The sequence below is a fragment of the Candidatus Clostridium helianthi genome (assembly GCF_045310795.1).
Lineage (GTDB): Bacteria > Bacillota > Clostridia > Clostridiales > Clostridiaceae > Clostridium > Clostridium helianthi.
This window is the reverse complement of sequence record NZ_JBJIAB010000018.1, coordinates 89198-106937: the sequence shown is the minus strand read 5'-3', so window position 1 is coordinate 106937 and position 17740 is coordinate 89198. Positions and strand designations below refer to the sequence as shown.

Sequence of the window (17740 nt, the reverse complement as noted above, 5' to 3'; positions counted from 1 at the left end):
TCAATTAGCTTTCCGCGTGCGTTAGCAATTCCATAATAATTAATCCATCCTCTTGTGATTTGATTTAATTTTAGTAGTCTGTATTCCATTCTAATTCCTTTATTTCTGTTAGTATAGAATTTAACCTTTTCCTTAAATCTATTTATGGATTTCTCATGGATTCTTATTTCTGCTCCGCTTTTCGAAAAGTAAAATGAAAATCCTAAAAATCTTCTTCTAGATACAAAGTCTACTGCACTCTTATTCTTGTTAACTTTAAGTTTCAGTTTATTCTCAATAAGATTTGTCATAGAATTCATTACTCTGACTCCTGCTCTTTTGCTTCTAACGTATACATTATTATCGTCTGCGTATCTACAGAATTTGTGTCCTCTTTTTTCAAGTTCTTTATCAAGTTCGTCTAGAATTATGTTTGCTAATAATGGACTTAATGGACCACCCTGTGGTGTTCCTTCTTCACTCGTTATCGAGATGCCGTTAATAAGAATTCCGCTTTTAAGATACTTTCTTATTAATGATAACAATCTTTTGTCTTGTATTTTCTTTTCAAGTTTACTCATGAGAATATCATGATTAACTTTATCAAAGAATTTCTCTAAATCCATATCTACAACCCATCTATTGCCTTGATTTATATATTGTTTTGATTTCGTTATAGCATCCTTTGCTCCTCTGCGAGGACGGAATCCGAAACTATTCTCTGAAAATAATGGTTCATATATTTTAGATAATACTTGAGCAATAGCCTGTTGAATCAATCTATCTTGTACAGTTGGTATCCCTAAAAGTCTAACTCCACCATCTGGTTTGGATATTTCTTTTCTCCTTACAGGTGACGGATTATACTTATTTTCTAGTAGTTTAGCTTTAATTGTTTCCCAGTGTTTCTTGATATGCTCACGAAGTTCATCGGTCTTCATTCCATCTACACCGTGGCTCCCTTTATTGCTAATTACTCTTTTAAGCGCTAAAATCATATTATTTCTTTCTAGAACTTCTTCAAGTAATCTACTATTATCAAATGCTCCACCGTTTACGCTTTCTCTATTTGGTAAAACCATAGAATTACTCGGCACCTTTGATTTACCTTGAAGTTCCACTTCTACTTCCATCAATTGGTCTCTATATTGAGTTTTCTGCTTTCTTTGCAATTTCTTTGATTTATCCAAAGTTGTAAACCTCCTAACGTTCAGTCCTTCATCCGCTATCGCGATTAGCGGAGTTACTATGACTTCTGCTGACTTCTGATAGTTCAGCTATATATCACTATATAGGTTGTATCCTAGAAATTTAATTCATTTGGTACGCATCTATCAGACCTCCCCAGGTAAGAGCACGCACTTTCACCTCATCTATCTGCCACATTTACTCTAGCTATTTCGGATGGTTATGGGGCTTTACTTTGTCTAGCAAGTTTGCCCATAGCTTTGAGCCTCATATGTGATTCGTGTACCTCAGACCAAGGTTTTGCTTTTGGCTTCCTTCAGATTCCACCTCACGATGGACACCCTTGCCGTTAGCTAAATGGTTGGCACTATCAGCCCCCATTACGGACTTTCACCGATTAGTACGTGCCCATGCTGGGCACACTAGCAAAAAGTATCACTTATCATATGATACGTGATACTTCAATTTACTATTTATTTTTACAACTGCATACAATAATTCATTATCTATTGTTATACCATTTTTTTATGACTTCTGTACTTTCTTGGCTGGGATAATAATGTTTGTCATTGCTTTGTTCACCCACTGCAAATATAGAAAATCCTAGAAACCAAGGTTCGTCTTGAAACTCTCTTCTATAGGCTTCAAAACAATTAGCTTGCTCAACATTATTAATGTCATTATTCTTATATGGATTCCAATTCCAAGGCTCATATGACGCATAATCAAATTTAGGAAAACCAAGTTCTCCAAAGAAAATAGGCTTATTCCATTTATCATAGAAGTTTTTTATTTCTTGTTTTATATTCTGGTGTCTAACTTGTCCACCAAAATCTATCTGAGAATTTTCTATTGCGCTTGTAAGATTTCCAACAGTATTTGTAGGATTGTTTGTAAGTTCGAAATAAGCTGCTATAGAAATAAAATCAACTTTTGAAAATAACTTATTATTTAACTTGTTATTATATGCGGTAATACTGTCAGGGGCCCATGAAGCAGTGTCCCATTTATTTGTTCTGTATGTTACCAATCCTTTATAATATGTTCTAACGTAATCTATCGTATCGCACCAATTGTTTTCTTCTGATTCCATGTTAACTAGATTACTTCCTATATTTAGGGCTGTTACATTATATGGCACTGCAATATCAGTTATCAGTGTCTTTAATATATTGGTTTTCCAATTTAAAAAGAAAGCATTCATGTTATTAGGTTTCCATTCAGTTTCAGCCTTTGTCCCCTGCTCTATCCAAGGATATGGCTCTAATATTACATTTATATTTGCATTTGTATTCTTCAATTGTTTAATTAAATCAATTGCCTTTTCTTCACTTATTTTATCAACTATCATATTACTCGAAGAAATATTATCAATATCTATCATTACAGGTATATTTAAGGTATTCAATTGAAACTTATTTATATCATTTAGCACTTGTTCAGTATTATAGTCTGTTGATAAACTACCTGATTTAATCTTCTTCCCATCAATTGTCCATCCGATTTTAGAATTTGATGTTTGATCATTTGTAAGAGTTGCTGCTTGTACATTAGATGAAATAATAAAAAAACTAATGAAAATAATTGCTATTAAAATTATATTTTTCATTTTATTTACTGCTTTGCAATTGTTTATATATTTCATGTATTTATTTCTCCCCTAACTGTGTGCTTTTATAAGTTCTATTTGATATTCACCTTTGTAAATATATTCCTATTATAACACAATTTAAGGTAACACATTAGTTAATTTAAAAAACATTTTTATTTGTTATGTGAGCTTTACAGATCGCTCCACCATATGAAAATAATATCAAATCTTGCTCTCTCTTTTATTAATTTCATCTGTTATTAACAATTTTGAAATATACATTGCATTTATGATATTCTTAAGGCGAGTATGATGAGATGTACCTTCCTCAAATTTTAGTTTAGCTTTTTCACATTTGCTGATAATAGAAGCTACTGGTGGTAGTGCTTCCATTAATTCTTCTTTTGTATATTTATCCACAATATCTTCATCTATTATTAATGATTTTGAAATATATAGAGCTTTTAGCCTATTTTTAAGAAGAGTATGTTGTGAGGTGCCTTCTGCAAATTTTAGCTGCGCTTTTTCACAATTATTAATAGTTGAAGACACAACTTTTAGTGCATCTACCAATTCTTCTCTTGTGTATTTTTCCATGGAATTTTACCTCCTAAATATCCTTTTGATTTATATTTTTTACTATAATGATTTTTCAAAACACTTCAAATCTTCCCATATTACATTTTGAAAATGAAATTTTGTTGTACCTACATAAAGATATCCAATCTTAGGATATAGCGTTGCAGCTGGAATATTGCCTTCGTAAGTATCAAGGCGAATAACTTTATATCCTTGCTCTTTTGAGTATTTTTCAATAAATTCCATCATTATTTTTGCTTTACCTTTGCCACTTGCAGAAGGTCGAATACACAAAGTATGAATGACCATAATTTCACTTGGTTTTGCCTTTGTAACCCACGAAATGTTGTCATATTCTTTGGGTTGAATACTATTAAGCACTACGCATCCATATATTCCTTCTTCGTCTTCACCAACAAACATTGTATTATTATCAATAGCACTCCTAGCATAATCAACTGTTGGATAAAGCCCCTTTTGCCAATTTGTATAAGACACTGTTTGTTCTTCATAATCCAAAATCTCATTATATATCTTTTCTATTTCCAAAATATCATCTACAGTAGCAACCCTGACCATCGTCTTTCTCCTCCACAAATCACTATTTTTTCTTTCACTTATTATAACATATCTTGTAAACACCACACTTCTAAATTTTTAAATAGCATTTTATACCTTACCTCATAAATACTATATATGTGAAATAAAAATCTTGTTTATGAAAATAGAGCAGCTTTAAGCCACTCTATAAAATTATTTATTTAATTATTATTTATGACTAAACGCTTACTACAATCTTATTTTGATTTACACCAGATCTACGTAAAAGTTGTTTCATTGCTTCACTCTTTACATAAAAGTTGGTATTTTTACATCCACCAAATGCACTCATTCCTATTTGAGTTACACTGTTAGGAATTGTCATGCTTGTTAAGTTAGTGCAACCTGCAAATATACTAGGTTCTATAGATGTCAAACCACTTGGAATGTTTGCACTTGTTAAGTTTGAACATCCGATAAATGCACTATTTACTATACTTGTTACACTATCAGGAATTTTTATCTCTGTTAAGCCTATACACCCTTCAAATGCTCTGTAATCTATGGTTTTTACACCATCAGGAATTTCTATGCTTGTTAGGTTTGTACATTTACTAAACGCACTATTTCCTATAATTATTACACCACTCGGAATTGTATAATTTTTATCTACTTTTGCAGCCGGATAACATAGTATATTAGTTCCGTTTTTACTATATAACACTCCATCAACACTTTTATAACTTATATTATTATCATCTACAGATATATTTGCTAAGCTACTACAACCTATTAATGCTTTTTCCCCTATAGATTGAACGCTTGCTGGAATATTTAAGCTTGCCAAATTTGCACAGCCATAAAATGCAGAGTCTTCTATGTTTGTTACACTATTAGGAATAATTATAGTTTTAATATTATTGTGTTTATAAAACGCCTTATTACCTATACCTGTTACTGCAACATTATCAATTTTATCTGGAATTACTACATTGCTGTCAGAACCTAGATATGCTACTATTTCACCTGATAATTTGCAAAAAGCCCATGCTCCATTTACTGTGACATTTGTAAATTGACCATCATCATTTAATCCAACTTTATCCCCAAAATCATTTGGCTTACCATGATCCATATATCCTTGTGAATCAAAAAAATATAAATACCCATCTATTACTCTAAAACCTTCAGCCCATGAGTTTCCTTCTGTATACCACCAGCCTTTTGCATCCTGTCTCCATTCTGCATTTGCTCCTATTGGATTTAATGCCAATACTGAAGCTGCTACTAATATACTAGCTATTACTTTTGTTAATTTTAACTCTTTCATATTTCTCTCCTATATCCCCTAAAACTTAATAAATATTAATAATATATTAAATTTTACCATTCCTATAAATAATTGTCTATAAATCTTTTAATCCTTTATAATAAATATAATAATCCTACTCGCATTGTCGCACTTTAAAGCTGCAAAAAAAATACCACATTTTCTAAATGCGATATTTCAATTTATTATTTATTTTTGCTTGTAAATAATTATAAAATATTATAAAGACATAAGTTTTTTAGCAAAACCTTTTGCATTTTGAAAATCCTTATCATTTGGTCTGCCTTTAGCGATTCCACCGATTAATTTAAATGGTCCAAAAGTATCATAACCCTTGCATGCAAAGCTACCAACAACATTAAACCCTTTTTCTTTTAGCTTTTGTTCAACAAAACCATTATATTTGGTTTTACCCTGTCCACTCGTAGAAAAAACAAATACTTTTTTATTAGACAAAGTTGGTAACTTGTCAATTAACTCAAGAATATTTTTATGTAACTTCCCATAATATATTCCAGAACCAAAACCTATTAGATCATATTCATTTAATGTATTTATCTTTAAATCTCTTGTTTCTATTATATCAGCATTTATAGATTCGCCCATTACCCTTGCTATTTTTTCCGTATTGCCATGATGTATAGATGAGTAGATTAATAAAACTTTCATATTAATATCCTCCTAAAAATATACTATAAACCAATTATAACATATTTTGTAAATATTCAATTGTTCTGTTTTCATATATATTACAATTCACAATGCACATTTCACAATTACGGCTAAAATTCTTGTAATATTTTTAGAATTATAATGAAGAATTATTTTTGCAACATATATATTGTGGTTAATAGTATTTTAATTTAAATATTATTATATAGATTTATTTTTAAAATATCTTCTTCTGTATCCTTCTTCACTTATACTTTCAGTTAAAAATTTATCGAGCTGCCAGGTAAAAATATTGTTATCCTAGTACCAATGCCTTTTCTGCTTAGTACAGAGAAATATCCTTTATGTCCATCAACAATCCATTTTGCTATAGATAATCCTAACCCAGTGCCACCGTTCTTTCTAACTCTTGCAGTATCTGCTCTAAAGAATCGCTCAAATATATGTGGTATGTCCTTTTCATCCATTCCTATACCATTATCCTGAATTGAAAAATAAGGTTCCCCTTTTTCATTTATTCCTGTTTTTAGCATTATAACTTCATTTTCTCCAGTATACTTAGCTGCATTTTCAATTAATATTCTAGCTGCCTGCTTAAGTAAACCAATATCACCATGAACTATTATTTCTTCCGAACTATGGTATTTATATATGTGCTTTTCATCTATCATCTTCGACTCTTCAAGTACTTCATTCATCATATCATTTAGTAAAAACTCTTTAGGGTTAATCTGTGTTTTGCCATTAATCCCTCGAGCTAAAAATAACAGCTGTTCTACTAGATTTTTCATATTTTCAGATTCACTTTTAATGGCTTCAATAGACTCGTTTAATACACTTTCATCATTTTTTCCCCAACGATCCAGCATATTAGCATAACCTTGAATTACTGAAATTGGAGTCCTAAGTTCATGGGATGCATCAGAAACAAACCTTGCTTGTTGTTTATAAGAATCTCTCATTCTTTCCAAAAGATTATTTATTGCCTCCTCTAACCCATGAAGCTCACTATCTCCTGTATATATTCTTTCATCAGAGATTACAGGGCTAATCTTAGAGATGGCCTCCTCAAGATTTTGAAACTTTTCTTCATCAAATGTCATATTACTAAGTCTGCTTGCAGTTTTAGCTATTTCATCAAGAGGTTTTAGCGTCCTTCTAATTTTCATTGTTCCAAATATGATTTCCTTCAATAAAAATATTCCCTCTATAATTGCTATAGATTGAGCTACCATTTGAATTATATATAAATAACTACTTGCATCTTTAATCATAGTTTTACCATTATCAAAAACTACTGTATATGTGGAACTTTCTATGGGAAAAATGACAAATGTTCTTTTGGCATTTAACAAAAATTCTCCATAGAAATTAATTTCCAAATCAATGCACCAATATCCAATAAGAAAGAGTATTAAAAATATGTCAATCCAAAGAAACTTTGAAAATAGCTTTCTTACAAAAATAGAATTTAGTTTTATTGCAATAGATGTAACATTTTTTGATTTATTAACCTTACTCATCTTTTATAACGTATCCAACCCCACGTACTGTGGTTATTATCTTTGTTTTAAATGCATCATCTATTTTAGTTCTTAAAAATCTTATATAAACATCTATTACATTAGTTTCTCCAATATAATCATAGCCACATACTTTTTCCATTAGTATATCTCTAGTTAATACTATGTTCTTATTTTCCAATAAAATTTTTAGTAAAGTAAACTCTCTGTTTGTTAATTCTATTTCTGTATTATCATACGTTACCTTATGTCTAATCTTATCTAAAGACAATAATCCGCAGCTTATTATGTCTGTATCTCTTTTTTCAATAACAGTTCTTCTTTTAAGCGCTGTTCTTATTCTTGCTAATAACTCTTCTATTGCAAAAGGTTTTGTTATATAATCATCTGCTCCTGCATCAAGTCCAGATACTTTATCCATAACAGCATCCCTTGCAGTAAGCATTATAACAGGCAAATCTGAACTTTTTCTAATTCTACGTAATACTTCTAATCCATTTATTTGCGGAATCATTATATCAAGAAGTACTAAATCTACTTCACCCTTCTCAGCTATTTCAAGACCTAATCTTCCATTATCCGCTTTTAAGATTTCATATCCTTCATGTAACAATTCTAACTCTACAAATCTTGCAAGTTTCTCATCATCCTCAACAATTAAAATTTTAACCATTTTTAAATCCCCTCTTTAATTTACCTTTTATCTTTTTAATATTTTCTGATATTTCCTTAAGTACATGATTAATCTTATTTATTTCTACCCTATTTCCTGATATTGAAAACTCAAAATCAAAGAAAAGACCTACTATATATAAAGGTATAACTGCCCAAAACGCAAATATTAATAATACTATAATCACTGTGACTGGAATTCTAAGAAATATCTTATTCTCTTTCTTTATCTCAAAGAAAATATTATTGCATATGTCTATTATTTTGCATACTTTTACAAAAATCCCTTCAAATCTATTATCCCTTTTTGTATTATTATAATTATTCCCTTGATTCTTATTATTAGTTAACAAGCTATTTTTATGATTTTCCTTATATTCATTGGTATAAAAGATACTAACAGAGGGCTTTTGAACTTTACCCTTTTCTTCCAAATAAACAAACGCATCTAAAATGTCCCAGTTTGACTGCTCAAGCGCAATTTTTGCTTCTTCATAACTTATATTAGCTTCGTTTTTTAATTTTTCTACAAGCTTATAATCTTCCATAGTAACCCTCCATATCCATAGCTATCTGATAAAGTGAAACTTTTCAGGCGGAGTATACTCCAGCTGAATTTAGTTTAACTTATACCCACAAGGAGCACCTAGTACAGTAGCGTGCAGCCGTTATCTCCAATTGGAATAAAGGGGAGCGTTACGGATGCTAGCTATCGCATAAATTATACCATTTAATCTAATTCTTTTATATATACAAAATTAGAGGCTTCGAATAATTTCAAAACCTCTAGTGCTGTCATTAGATTAATCCTATCCTTTATAGCTTTCTTTAAAATCACTTTTTATATTATCTGCTGATTCTGAAGCTTTATCCAAAATATCATTAACCTTATCAGTATTAATATCAGGACCTTCTATTGAATATTTATATCCAAAAAATAAACCAACTAATAATAATACTGAAACAGGCCAAAAACCGATTATTAAAAGTAACGCTGCTATCGTAAGTGATATCCTTATTGGCTTTTTATTTTCCTTTTTCATTTCAAAATAGTTTTCATTTCCTTTACTTATACCCTTCCCTATAAACTTAAATACTCTACCAATAATTTCTCCAATGCCCCCACTTTTCTTTTTATGATTTTTCTCATTTTCTTTTTTATTTTCTTCATTATTATCTACAGCCACTTCTATAATTGTATTGGCTCCATTATTTTCAACTTTTCCTTGTCTTTCTAAATAAATTATAGCGTCTAAAAGATCAAAGTCACATTCTTGCAACACTTCTTCTGCTTCTTCATAACTTACTTTAGTCTTTTCCATTAAAATTTTAATCATTTCATTTCTTTCCATATTAATCATCCTCCAAAACTTTGTATTGACTTATCATGTTTATATAGTACTTAGAGAAAATTAATCTAAAATATAAGAAAGATTAAAATCAGATTAAAAATGCATAATTTTTTATAATAATATGATAACAGACGCAATCAGCCAAATAATTATATCTTTCATTTTGCTATACTAATACTTAAAAATATTGTTAATTATATTATATTTTCTATAGCCTGTACCGCTTTACTTGTCCCTCCTAGATTTAATAATTTTTCTCCTGCTTTCTTAGAATTATCTGCATATATATTATTTGTACTAAATTCATTGACTATTTTCTTAATCGTTTCTGCATTAAAAATATTTGTTTCTAATGAGACACCTGCCTTCAAATTAGATATTGAAGCCGCATTATACTTTCTCTCAAATACATTTCCAGGGCATACAATTTGAGGTACGCCATATATTAAACCCGTCATAATACTATTTTGACCACCATGGTTTATATAAGCTATGGCTTCTGGCATAAGTTTGCTAAAATCAAATCTTTTATCTACATTAATATTATTTTTCGTGTATGGTTTCACTTGTTCTGTTGCAATATATATTTGAAAATTAGTTTGCTCAAATGCTTGCGTTAAAGTGTATATAACTTTCTTCGGTAAAATTGTCCCGTTGCCCATGTATGCTATAATTTTATTTTTATTATGATATTCTGATTTAAAATTAGGTACAAAAAACGGACCTGTAAAAACTAAATTTTCATCATTAATGGGTTCTAACTCATAGGAGCTCGGAACTATTTTTAGATCCGCCCAATTAAATATATCAAGTGCTGATTCGATTGGAGGTAGTTTATTTTCTTGAATAAATCTTTTAACTCCTGTGCTATATTCAGAATTAGAGGCAAAATACTTCGAAGCAGGATAACTGAATCCTGTAACAACTTTAATATTTTCAAGTTTTGAAGCAACAATAGCCGCAATTCTAAATTCGGCATATACCACATCCGGCTTAAAATCTAGTATTGCCTTTCTTATACAAGACACATCTTCTGAAAAATGCTTGTACGTAATTGCTCCAACAAAATGAAGTACCTGTTCATAACTATTAACCTTTTTCTTCTGTTGAATTCCAAGTAATTGTCCAATTTTAAACATTCTTTTTCCCAAAGACATAGGCATTCCAAATGGTGATGGAATTGGCGTATAATAATTCTTTACACTTTCTATTTTTTTATAATTTATATCTTCTGCTGCGCAAAATGCAACTTCATGTTTTCTTTCTATTAATTTATTACATAAAGCTGCTGCTCTTGAAAAAGGGCCACTTGTCTCCGCCATTGCTGCCATAGGTGCTATTAAAATTTTCATAGTTAGTCATTCCTTTTTATATATGATACAGTATTCTAATATTTTATACTTAATAAGCTTCTTATATGAATATTTTCCCTCACAATTCTATCATTATAGGCAAACCTTTTAATTATCTAAAGCAATTTGCTTTTTACAAAAGTCTTCTCTCTTTTTCAATTCAATTTTTATTTCATCCTCAATTATTTAAAAACACACTCCATAAATTTATTAATACTCTCAAAACTTTTCTCTGCTGATATTAGAACATGTTCTCATATTTTAAATAACGTAAAAATCTATGTTTTCTTAAGGTTGCGGCCTTCAACTCCGCATTATTCAAGCATATTCTGAAGAATATATATTCTAGTATTCTTCAGAATAAATATGGCTTAGAATATATATTCTTCACCATATTTATGGTAGATAATATTAGAATACAATGGTGCTTGTGAATCGTTTTTGCTTAGAAATAAAATTATAACGCTGGCAAAAGCTGCTACTACTTATTGCCAGCGTTAATTGTATACCTAATCATCTGTTTTTCCTTCTTAACTTAGCTACTTCTGCTTATAGATTATCTGTGTTGTTTTATAATTTTCTTATTTCTAAGTGAGATAAATTGTGATTTATTTAACTCTTTTGAACATTTGATGATTTTCGTTAAACTCAACCAGATCCCACAAGTTACCATATAGATCTTTAAATACTGCAACAATTCCATAATCCTGTTCTTTAGGCTCTCTCACAAATTCTATTCCTATTTCTCTCATTTCATTATAATCACGCCAAAAATCATCAGTTCCTAAGAAAAGAAAAACTCTTCCCCCTGCTTGGTTTCCTATAAAATCCTCTTGTTCAGGCTTAGATGCCCTTGCAAGCAGTATTGTTGTTCCACTTGAACCTGGCGGAGATACTACTACCCATCTTTTCTGTTGTTCTGGCTGGTATGTATCTTCCACTAATTCAAAATGAAGTTTTTTTGTGTAAAACTCTATTGCTTCATCATAATCTTTCACTACTAAAGCAATATGTACAATTGATTGAATCATTATTTATCCCTCCATTACTTCATTAAAATCAATACATGAATCACATTTATCTTTCAACATAATTATCACGAGTTTCTTTTATGGCTGACCATTCTAATTACTATTTCCATTGACTCCATGCTTCATCTGAAAAATTATTACATTCATACAAATATATTTTATAATTCCTATGACTCTTCCTAGATTATACTAGGTCAACTACATTAAAACCTTGTTTCTGTGCTTCCTCAATAAAATTTTCTCCATCAATATGAATACAATAAACTTGATTTCTATATTTGATAGGAATATTTTCACTTAACACTCTTAAAGAAGTGTGTACATTCTCTTTATTATCATTAAGGCATGCATCATGATAAACTAAATTTCCCGACTCTAGATAAGGAATTAAATCAAAGTTTGTCTCATATGTATCTCCACTATAAAAAATATCATTTTCTTTATCAAACTCTAATTTATAAGAATAAGTATTCAATGTCTTGACGTGATTAGTTACCGATGCTGAAAATTTCAATCCCAATGAGTCAATTCTCTTATTATCAGCATTATCCACAATAAAACTCTCACCTTCTTTTAATCCGAGAAGTTCTAAAAACATACTTATTTTTTCTTTTTCATTAAAATAAACCTTAGTCACTATTTTATATTTCCAATAGCAGAATCCTATAAATCCACCTAATGAACCAATATGATCTGAATGCATATGAGTGATTAATACATGTATCTCTTTAATTCCTTCAAGTAATTCTTTTTCCAAAATCCTTTTAAATACAGTTTCACCACAATCTATGAGTAAAAATATTTCGTTTTTTCTTATATAGGCAGCAGTATTTCCTTCTTTAATGTGATACCCTGATCCTCTTCCTAAAAACTCTAATCTATTCATAACTCCCTCTCATTTCTATCATAATTTATACTTCGCTCATAATATATTCCAAACAGCAGATCTTATAAACATGCTGTAATTTCATTTCTATTATAACATTTTTTAACATTCCGTTTCTTGGAATTTACATAGAAAATAATATTGCGCAACCATTAACTCTCCCTCATGGAGCTAAAACTTTTCTTTGCTGATATTAGGACTTGTTTTCCTATTTTAGTTAACATAAAAATCTATTTTTTCTGAAGAATATATATTCTTCACCATATTTATGGTAGATAATATTAAAATACAGTGGTGCTTCTGGATTATTTCTATTTAGAATCTGTGCTTATTACCATGTAACACTGATTGTAAAGTATACTTCAGCCTGTTATTCACTTTTAATCAAATTTAACTATCTCTATATCATGATGTCCACTTGAATTATTAAAGTTACATCGTGTCATTGCTAATATAATTATAATAAAATTTAGGAACCTTTTTGCTATTTATTTTCCTTTCATTAAGTGGTTGTCCAATAATTTTTTTTATGTTATATCCATCTGATATACGAAAAAAAGTAAATAATCTATAGTTAATAGCAGTTTTAGGACAAGAGTAAACACATCGCATACAACTGCAGCAAGAAAAATTAAATTTAATTTTACCATTACTCTCATATATATTTCTAGTTGGACAATTCCTTATGCAAAGTCCACAATGATTGCATAATTCGTTAGCACTTAAATCTTTTCCAAGCAAAGGAAATATCCATCGAGTTATTGACACAACTCCTGTCATAAGCACCTTAATACCAATTCCTGTTTTAAGTATTCGACTTTCACCGTTAATAACTTCTTTACACATGATAGCTATCTTTTTAGTTGTTGCCTCATAGAGTTTTTTAATAATTATATCATCAAATTTATCTATCCAATTGCTGCTTATAGAGAATATCCTCTCATAGAAAACCTCATATCCTTTTTTCGAAAGTTTTCTTATTATTGGTCTTGAGGAATTATAATTAATTGGTGCCACCCCACCTGCCGTTCTGAAAATAAACATCTTTTTGTGCAATACTTTAGGCATACTATTAATAAACTTATATACTATATTAGGTATACCAAATCCAATAACTTGACATCCAATTCCAACCAAATCATATTTCTCAACGTCTATTTCAAGATTTTTCTTTAAAACATCTTCAATTTTCACTACACTAACTCTGTATTTGTAATTCGTAAATCCTTCTTTAACCATGTTAGCAACAAGTTCTGTATTACCTGTTCCTGAAAAATAATAAATTATAACTGATTTCATATTCTAATAACCTCCTTACCATTTTTTTAAATTTTTAAATCTGATATCTTTTCTTTATTTTGCCTTTCCATTTGCTTCTGATTGCTTGATAAAATCCATACAAATTGGTATACTATCGGTATACTAATATACCATCAGTATACTTTTTTACCTATTTCTTTGTCAATAGATGGGAGAGATGTTTTTTGAAGGAATTAACAAGACAAGAGAAAGAACGATTAGAACGTGAAAATATCATAGTATCTACAGCTGAAGATCTATTTTGTAAATATGGATTTGAAAAAGTGTCAATGGATAATCTAGCTAAAGAATGTGAGTTTACTAAGAGGACAATTTACAGATATTTCACTTGCAAAGAAGACCTATTCTTTGCAGTTTCATTACGAGGCTATAAGAATCTTTTTAAGATGATACAAAGTGAAAGCCAAAAAGGGAATACAGGCTTTGAAAAAATACGCTTATCTTACTATGCTTATTATAATTATTTTTGTAACTTTCCTGAAATGGTTCAATTAACAAATACGTGTGGAGTTATAAAATCAAATTCTGAAGGGATGAATATTCCTTATCGTGACAAATTTACTGATTTAGATAAATGCTTGTTTGAGGAACTAATTAAGATATTTCGTGAAGGAAAAACTGATGGAAGTATTCGTTCTGATTTAGAAATATCTACACTTGCCCTTTCCTCAATTTTTGTTGTTACAGGCTTCTTCCAGATGCTTTCTTTATCAGGTAATACCTACACAAATTATTTTGGTTTAGACAAGGAAGCATTTATTAAATTCACAATTGAGATGCTATTAGATTCTTTTAAACATCAGTAGCCTAAGAGTTATCATTTTTGCACTTTCTCCTTAATTTTCTAAGAGTATTCCATTTCATTTCTATCAAATAAATAAAAATTATTATAGTAAAATAAAATTATAACGCTGACAAAAGCTTTTACTGCTTATTGCCAGCGTTAATTTAGATATCTTATTCATTACCACATTCTATATAATTATTGATCTTCTAAACATAAAAATATGATCTTTTTATTAACTTATAAGAAATTATTCAGCTACCACTTTATTTTCAAGAGCATCTTTTACTGCACCTATTATACCTTTAGATGAATATGTAGCACCTGAAACAACATCAACATCTGTAGACTGTTTTTCTAAAATTTCATTTATTACACCCTTTTTGGCTTTACTGTAATAATCCCAGTCATCCTGCTGCTCTAGTACAGATACTTTAGTAATCTTGCCATCACTAACTCCTACCTTAACTTTTATATTACCCTTATACCCAGCACTGTTACCAACATAATATACAGAACTATCAGCTTCTTCTTTTTTGGGCGCGGTTGTTTCTTCTTTTACTACTCCCTCTTCTGATTTTATATTAGTCTGCTGCCTGTATTGATTTATACAAAAAAACATCAATAATACACCCAGAGAGCAGGCAATTTTTATATTACGTGCTTTACCTTCAACCATCCCATATGTGAGGGTATTTTTTTTAGGACAATTTTTAATACATTCAAAGCAGTTTATACAATTAAGCGAGTTAACTGTTTTGTTGCAGGTAGATATTTTAATATTCATATCACATGCTTTATCGCAGCGCTTACAATTAATGCAGGAGTTTGCATCTCTTTTTATTGTAAACAACCTCAAATAACTAGCTAGTCCATATTTTGCTCCTTGAATACAAAAATATTTACAGAAAATTTTATTATAAAATAAAGACAAAGCGGCAAATCCTAAAATGCTTACAAACATAATAATTTTAGCTGGTTTACCCGTTAGAATTAAGAACAAATTAGATCTCGCATCAAATTTTAATAAAGAACTTATAAAACCTATAGAGAAAAAAGTTACTAAAACAAATAGTACATATCTAAGCAATCTCAATATCTTATCAAGTTTATCTGGTATTGTTTTCTTTTTTATTTTGAGCTTCTTTCCTACTGCAGAAGATAACTCTTGTAGTAAACCAAAAGGACACAAATATCCGCAATAAAAGGAGCCACAAATTGCCGCTATTATAACTAGTATAGTGGCACTATAGCTAAAATTATTTATAAGCATTATAGTTAATGGGAGCGCTGCTATTAATTGAATTATCTTTCTTATTCCGATTTTTTTTACATTTACTTTCAAGTTATTTCTCCAACTTTCTAATTATTTAGCTTTTAATAATGCTTCTAAAGTACCAATTCTAACAGCTTCACTTGATAAAGTAGCACCAGAAATAGTATCAACATCTGTAGATTGTTTTTCCACAATTCTATCTGCAATAATATCAAAAGCTCCATTAGATCTATCATCTTGAGGAGTTGCTTGATTAGCTTTTACATTTGATACTTTGCCATCCTTAACTGTGACTTTAACATTTACAGGACTTTGCATAAAACTAATTGAACTGCCTTCATATTCTCCGTCCTTAAGATCTTTTAAATCAGCTACTTGTCCACTTTTAGCTTTCTCTGCTAATTCTCTATAAGCTTGAATTTGAGCAAAAGATGCTTTCCATTGTCTCATTGCATACTCGTTATTATCTTCAAAACCTTCAAAATATGCTGGATTTTTGCTATCAACACCTTCCTTACTTATTTTATCTGTTAGTTGCAAGACTTTATCATAATCCCCATTTGAAAAAGCATAAGCTGCCGAACCTACATTTGAAGTTGCAGTCTTTAATTTGCTCTTTTCCTTAAAGTTATCTGGATTTGATGCAAATTCAAAGGTCTTATATGCTTCTTCTTTATCACCTAAAGCTCCAAGTGCAAATGCTATTGTTGAAGCATCAGTTGGGCTATCATATTCAATCTCTTTATTCTTAGCCTTAAATTCTTCATCATATCCTTCAACTGCTAATATCTTTAAAATCATAACTTTTGCATTACTACCTAAATTTAAATCTTTCTTTGTATTTTTTACTATCTTACCGTCTTTTCTAGTTTCACTAACAACTGTATCAGCTGGTAAATCTATTACTTTTGTTAAATAGTTGTATGCTAACTTATATTCACCTACTTTTAAAAGACTATCCCCAAGGTTATACATCCAATAGTAATATGAAGGAGTCTCTTCTGATGGTTTTGTATTTTCAATTAAATAACGTAGCTGTTTAATATTATCATGAGCACTTTCAAGATCAATGGAAGATCTTAATTGGAAAGTTGCATATTTCACATCCTCATCTATATCTACTGCACTTGGCTCTGCCCACTCTGGCCAAACATTTTCTTTTTTCTCCCAAGCTGCAAAAGTTGGTTTTGCAGTTGATGATTTTTCGGCTGAATTGAAATTTGCACAGCCTGTAAACACGCTGCTCCCCACAACCAATAATGATATTAATAATTTGCTTTTCTTACTAAGCATAAATGACCTCCTAAATAATAAAATATGTGTTTAAGCTATCAATTTCATTGATTTACTTAAAAGTAATGTATTAAAATAATGCCATTAAAACCTTTTTATCTTTTCGTCTTAATATAAAAATTTTATGTAAATTATTTATAAGATTAAGATATAAAAACTTTACTACAAAACAATACCATAGTTGATAATGATTTTCAATATCTTTTTTCTTGAAAACTTTTTGAGTCTCTTAGCTGACTTTCTAATATAAAATACAATTATATAAGTTGCATTAAATATTTTATAAAAGATTATCAGCAGTTAAATTTTAAAATTAACTGCACTCTAAAATTTTTATTCGAACTTATTTCATTCGCAAATTTCCTTTTAGAC

Annotated in this window: 17 protein-coding genes; 1 reads left to right on the top strand and 16 read right to left on the bottom strand. The window is 29.8% G+C overall.

Features of this window, described 5'->3' with window-relative positions; translation table 11 throughout:
* The 14 genes from ltrA to ACJDTP_RS14855 all read right to left on the bottom strand — a co-directional run.
* Nucleotides 1-1169 (bottom strand): group II intron reverse transcriptase/maturase (ltrA, locus tag ACJDTP_RS14920; protein ID WP_406761686.1); only part of this gene is annotated, 1169 nt, incomplete at its 3' end.
* A 500-nt stretch (nt 1170-1669) separates the two neighbouring features.
* Nucleotides 1670-2812, bottom strand: coding sequence for a glycoside hydrolase family 113 (locus ACJDTP_RS14915; protein ID WP_406761685.1), 1143 nt, complete (start codon nt 2810-2812; stop codon nt 1670-1672).
* 168 nt (nt 2813-2980) lie between these two features.
* Nucleotides 2981-3355 (bottom strand): hypothetical protein, encoded by a 375-nt coding sequence (locus ACJDTP_RS14910; RefSeq protein ID WP_077843577.1) that lies wholly within the window; start codon nt 3353-3355, stop codon nt 2981-2983.
* Nucleotides 3356-3397: 42 nt separating this feature from the next.
* Entirely contained in the window at nt 3398-3916 is a 519-nt protein-coding gene (locus tag ACJDTP_RS14905; protein WP_406761684.1) for a GNAT family N-acetyltransferase, read from the bottom strand.
* Between the two features lie 199 nt (nt 3917-4115).
* Nucleotides 4116-5207, bottom strand: coding sequence for a leucine-rich repeat domain-containing protein (locus tag ACJDTP_RS14900; RefSeq protein WP_406761683.1), 1092 nt, complete (start codon nt 5205-5207; stop codon nt 4116-4118).
* A 219-nt stretch (nt 5208-5426) separates the two neighbouring features.
* A complete protein-coding gene (locus ACJDTP_RS14895; RefSeq protein WP_406761682.1) occupies nt 5427-5876 on the bottom strand; it encodes a flavodoxin family protein in 450 nt (149 codons plus the stop codon).
* 263 nt (nt 5877-6139) lie between these two features.
* On the bottom strand, nt 6140-7402 hold the full coding sequence (locus ACJDTP_RS14890) for a sensor histidine kinase (protein WP_406761681.1): 1263 nt from the start codon (nt 7400-7402) through the stop codon (nt 6140-6142).
* On the bottom strand, nt 7395-8075 hold the full coding sequence (locus tag ACJDTP_RS14885; protein ID WP_406761680.1) for a response regulator transcription factor: 681 nt from the start codon (nt 8073-8075) through the stop codon (nt 7395-7397). Before ACJDTP_RS14885 ends, ACJDTP_RS14890 begins: the two co-directional genes overlap by 8 nt.
* Nucleotides 8068-8622 carry a UBA domain-containing protein gene (locus ACJDTP_RS14880; RefSeq protein WP_406761679.1) on the bottom strand — a complete coding sequence of 185 codons (555 nt, stop codon included), beginning with the start codon at nt 8620-8622 and terminating at the stop codon, nt 8068-8070. Before ACJDTP_RS14880 ends, ACJDTP_RS14885 begins: the two co-directional genes overlap by 8 nt.
* A 261-nt stretch (nt 8623-8883) precedes the next feature.
* Nucleotides 8884-9426, bottom strand: a complete 543-nt coding sequence (locus tag ACJDTP_RS14875; protein WP_406761678.1) for a UBA domain-containing protein — start codon at nt 9424-9426, stop codon at nt 8884-8886.
* Nucleotides 9427-9620: 194 nt separating this feature from the next.
* Nucleotides 9621-10778: a glycosyltransferase gene (locus ACJDTP_RS14870; protein WP_406761677.1), complete on the bottom strand. Its 1158-nt coding sequence runs from the start codon at nt 10776-10778 to the stop codon at nt 9621-9623.
* Nucleotides 10779-11386: 608 nt separating this feature from the next.
* Nucleotides 11387-11809, bottom strand: coding sequence for a VOC family protein (locus tag ACJDTP_RS14865; RefSeq protein ID WP_077867840.1), 423 nt, complete (start codon nt 11807-11809; stop codon nt 11387-11389).
* A gap of 184 nt (nt 11810-11993) precedes the next feature.
* Nucleotides 11994-12695: an MBL fold metallo-hydrolase gene (locus ACJDTP_RS14860; RefSeq protein ID WP_406761676.1), complete on the bottom strand. Its 702-nt coding sequence runs from the start codon at nt 12693-12695 to the stop codon at nt 11994-11996.
* A gap of 432 nt (nt 12696-13127) precedes the next feature.
* Nucleotides 13128-13994 (bottom strand): EFR1 family ferrodoxin, encoded by an 867-nt coding sequence (locus ACJDTP_RS14855; RefSeq protein WP_406761675.1) that lies wholly within the window; start codon nt 13992-13994, stop codon nt 13128-13130.
* Nucleotides 13995-14179: 185 nt separating this feature from the next.
* Here ACJDTP_RS14855 and ACJDTP_RS14850 point away from each other — a divergent pair, with 185 nt between their 5' ends.
* Nucleotides 14180-14821, top strand: a complete 642-nt coding sequence (locus ACJDTP_RS14850) for a TetR/AcrR family transcriptional regulator (protein ID WP_077308167.1) — start codon at nt 14180-14182, stop codon at nt 14819-14821.
* 228 nt (nt 14822-15049) lie between these two features.
* On the opposite strand, the gene ACJDTP_RS14845 is transcribed toward ACJDTP_RS14850, so the two are convergent.
* Together ACJDTP_RS14845 and ACJDTP_RS14840 are read right to left on the bottom strand one after the other, a co-directional pair.
* Nucleotides 15050-16144, bottom strand: coding sequence for an FMN-binding protein (locus tag ACJDTP_RS14845; RefSeq protein WP_406761674.1), 1095 nt, complete (start codon nt 16142-16144; stop codon nt 15050-15052).
* A 21-nt stretch (nt 16145-16165) separates the two neighbouring features.
* Nucleotides 16166-17368, bottom strand: coding sequence for an FMN-binding protein (locus tag ACJDTP_RS14840; protein ID WP_406761673.1), 1203 nt, complete (start codon nt 17366-17368; stop codon nt 16166-16168).
* Between the last annotated feature and the right edge of the window lie 372 nt (nt 17369-17740).

Coding starts and splice junctions, on each gene's coding strand:
- ACJDTP_RS14915 (WP_406761685.1), bottom strand. CDS start 2,812: ATGAAATATATAAACAATTGCAAAGCAGTAAATAAAATGAAAAATATA.
- ACJDTP_RS14910 (WP_077843577.1), bottom strand. CDS start 3,355: ATGGAAAAATACACAAGAGAAGAATTGGTAGATGCACTAAAAGTTGTG.
- ACJDTP_RS14905 (WP_406761684.1), bottom strand. CDS start 3,916: ATGGTCAGGGTTGCTACTGTAGATGATATTTTGGAAATAGAAAAGATA.
- ACJDTP_RS14900 (WP_406761683.1), bottom strand. CDS start 5,207: ATGAAAGAGTTAAAATTAACAAAAGTAATAGCTAGTATATTAGTAGCA.
- ACJDTP_RS14895 (WP_406761682.1), bottom strand. CDS start 5,876: ATGAAAGTTTTATTAATCTACTCATCTATACATCATGGCAATACGGAA.
- ACJDTP_RS14890 (WP_406761681.1), bottom strand. CDS start 7,402: ATGAGTAAGGTTAATAAATCAAAAAATGTTACATCTATTGCAATAAAA.
- ACJDTP_RS14885 (WP_406761680.1), bottom strand. CDS start 8,075: ATGGTTAAAATTTTAATTGTTGAGGATGATGAGAAACTTGCAAGATTT.
- ACJDTP_RS14880 (WP_406761679.1), bottom strand. CDS start 8,622: ATGGAAGATTATAAGCTTGTAGAAAAATTAAAAAACGAAGCTAATATA.
- ACJDTP_RS14875 (WP_406761678.1), bottom strand. CDS start 9,426: ATGGAAAGAAATGAAATGATTAAAATTTTAATGGAAAAGACTAAAGTA.
- ACJDTP_RS14870 (WP_406761677.1), bottom strand. CDS start 10,778: ATGAAAATTTTAATAGCACCTATGGCAGCAATGGCGGAGACAAGTGGC.
- ACJDTP_RS14865 (WP_077867840.1), bottom strand. CDS start 11,809: ATGATTCAATCAATTGTACATATTGCTTTAGTAGTGAAAGATTATGAT.
- ACJDTP_RS14860 (WP_406761676.1), bottom strand. CDS start 12,695: ATGAATAGATTAGAGTTTTTAGGAAGAGGATCAGGGTATCACATTAAA.
- ACJDTP_RS14855 (WP_406761675.1), bottom strand. CDS start 13,994: ATGAAATCAGTTATAATTTATTATTTTTCAGGAACAGGTAATACAGAA.
- ACJDTP_RS14840 (WP_406761673.1), bottom strand. CDS start 17,368: ATGCTTAGTAAGAAAAGCAAATTATTAATATCATTATTGGTTGTGGGG.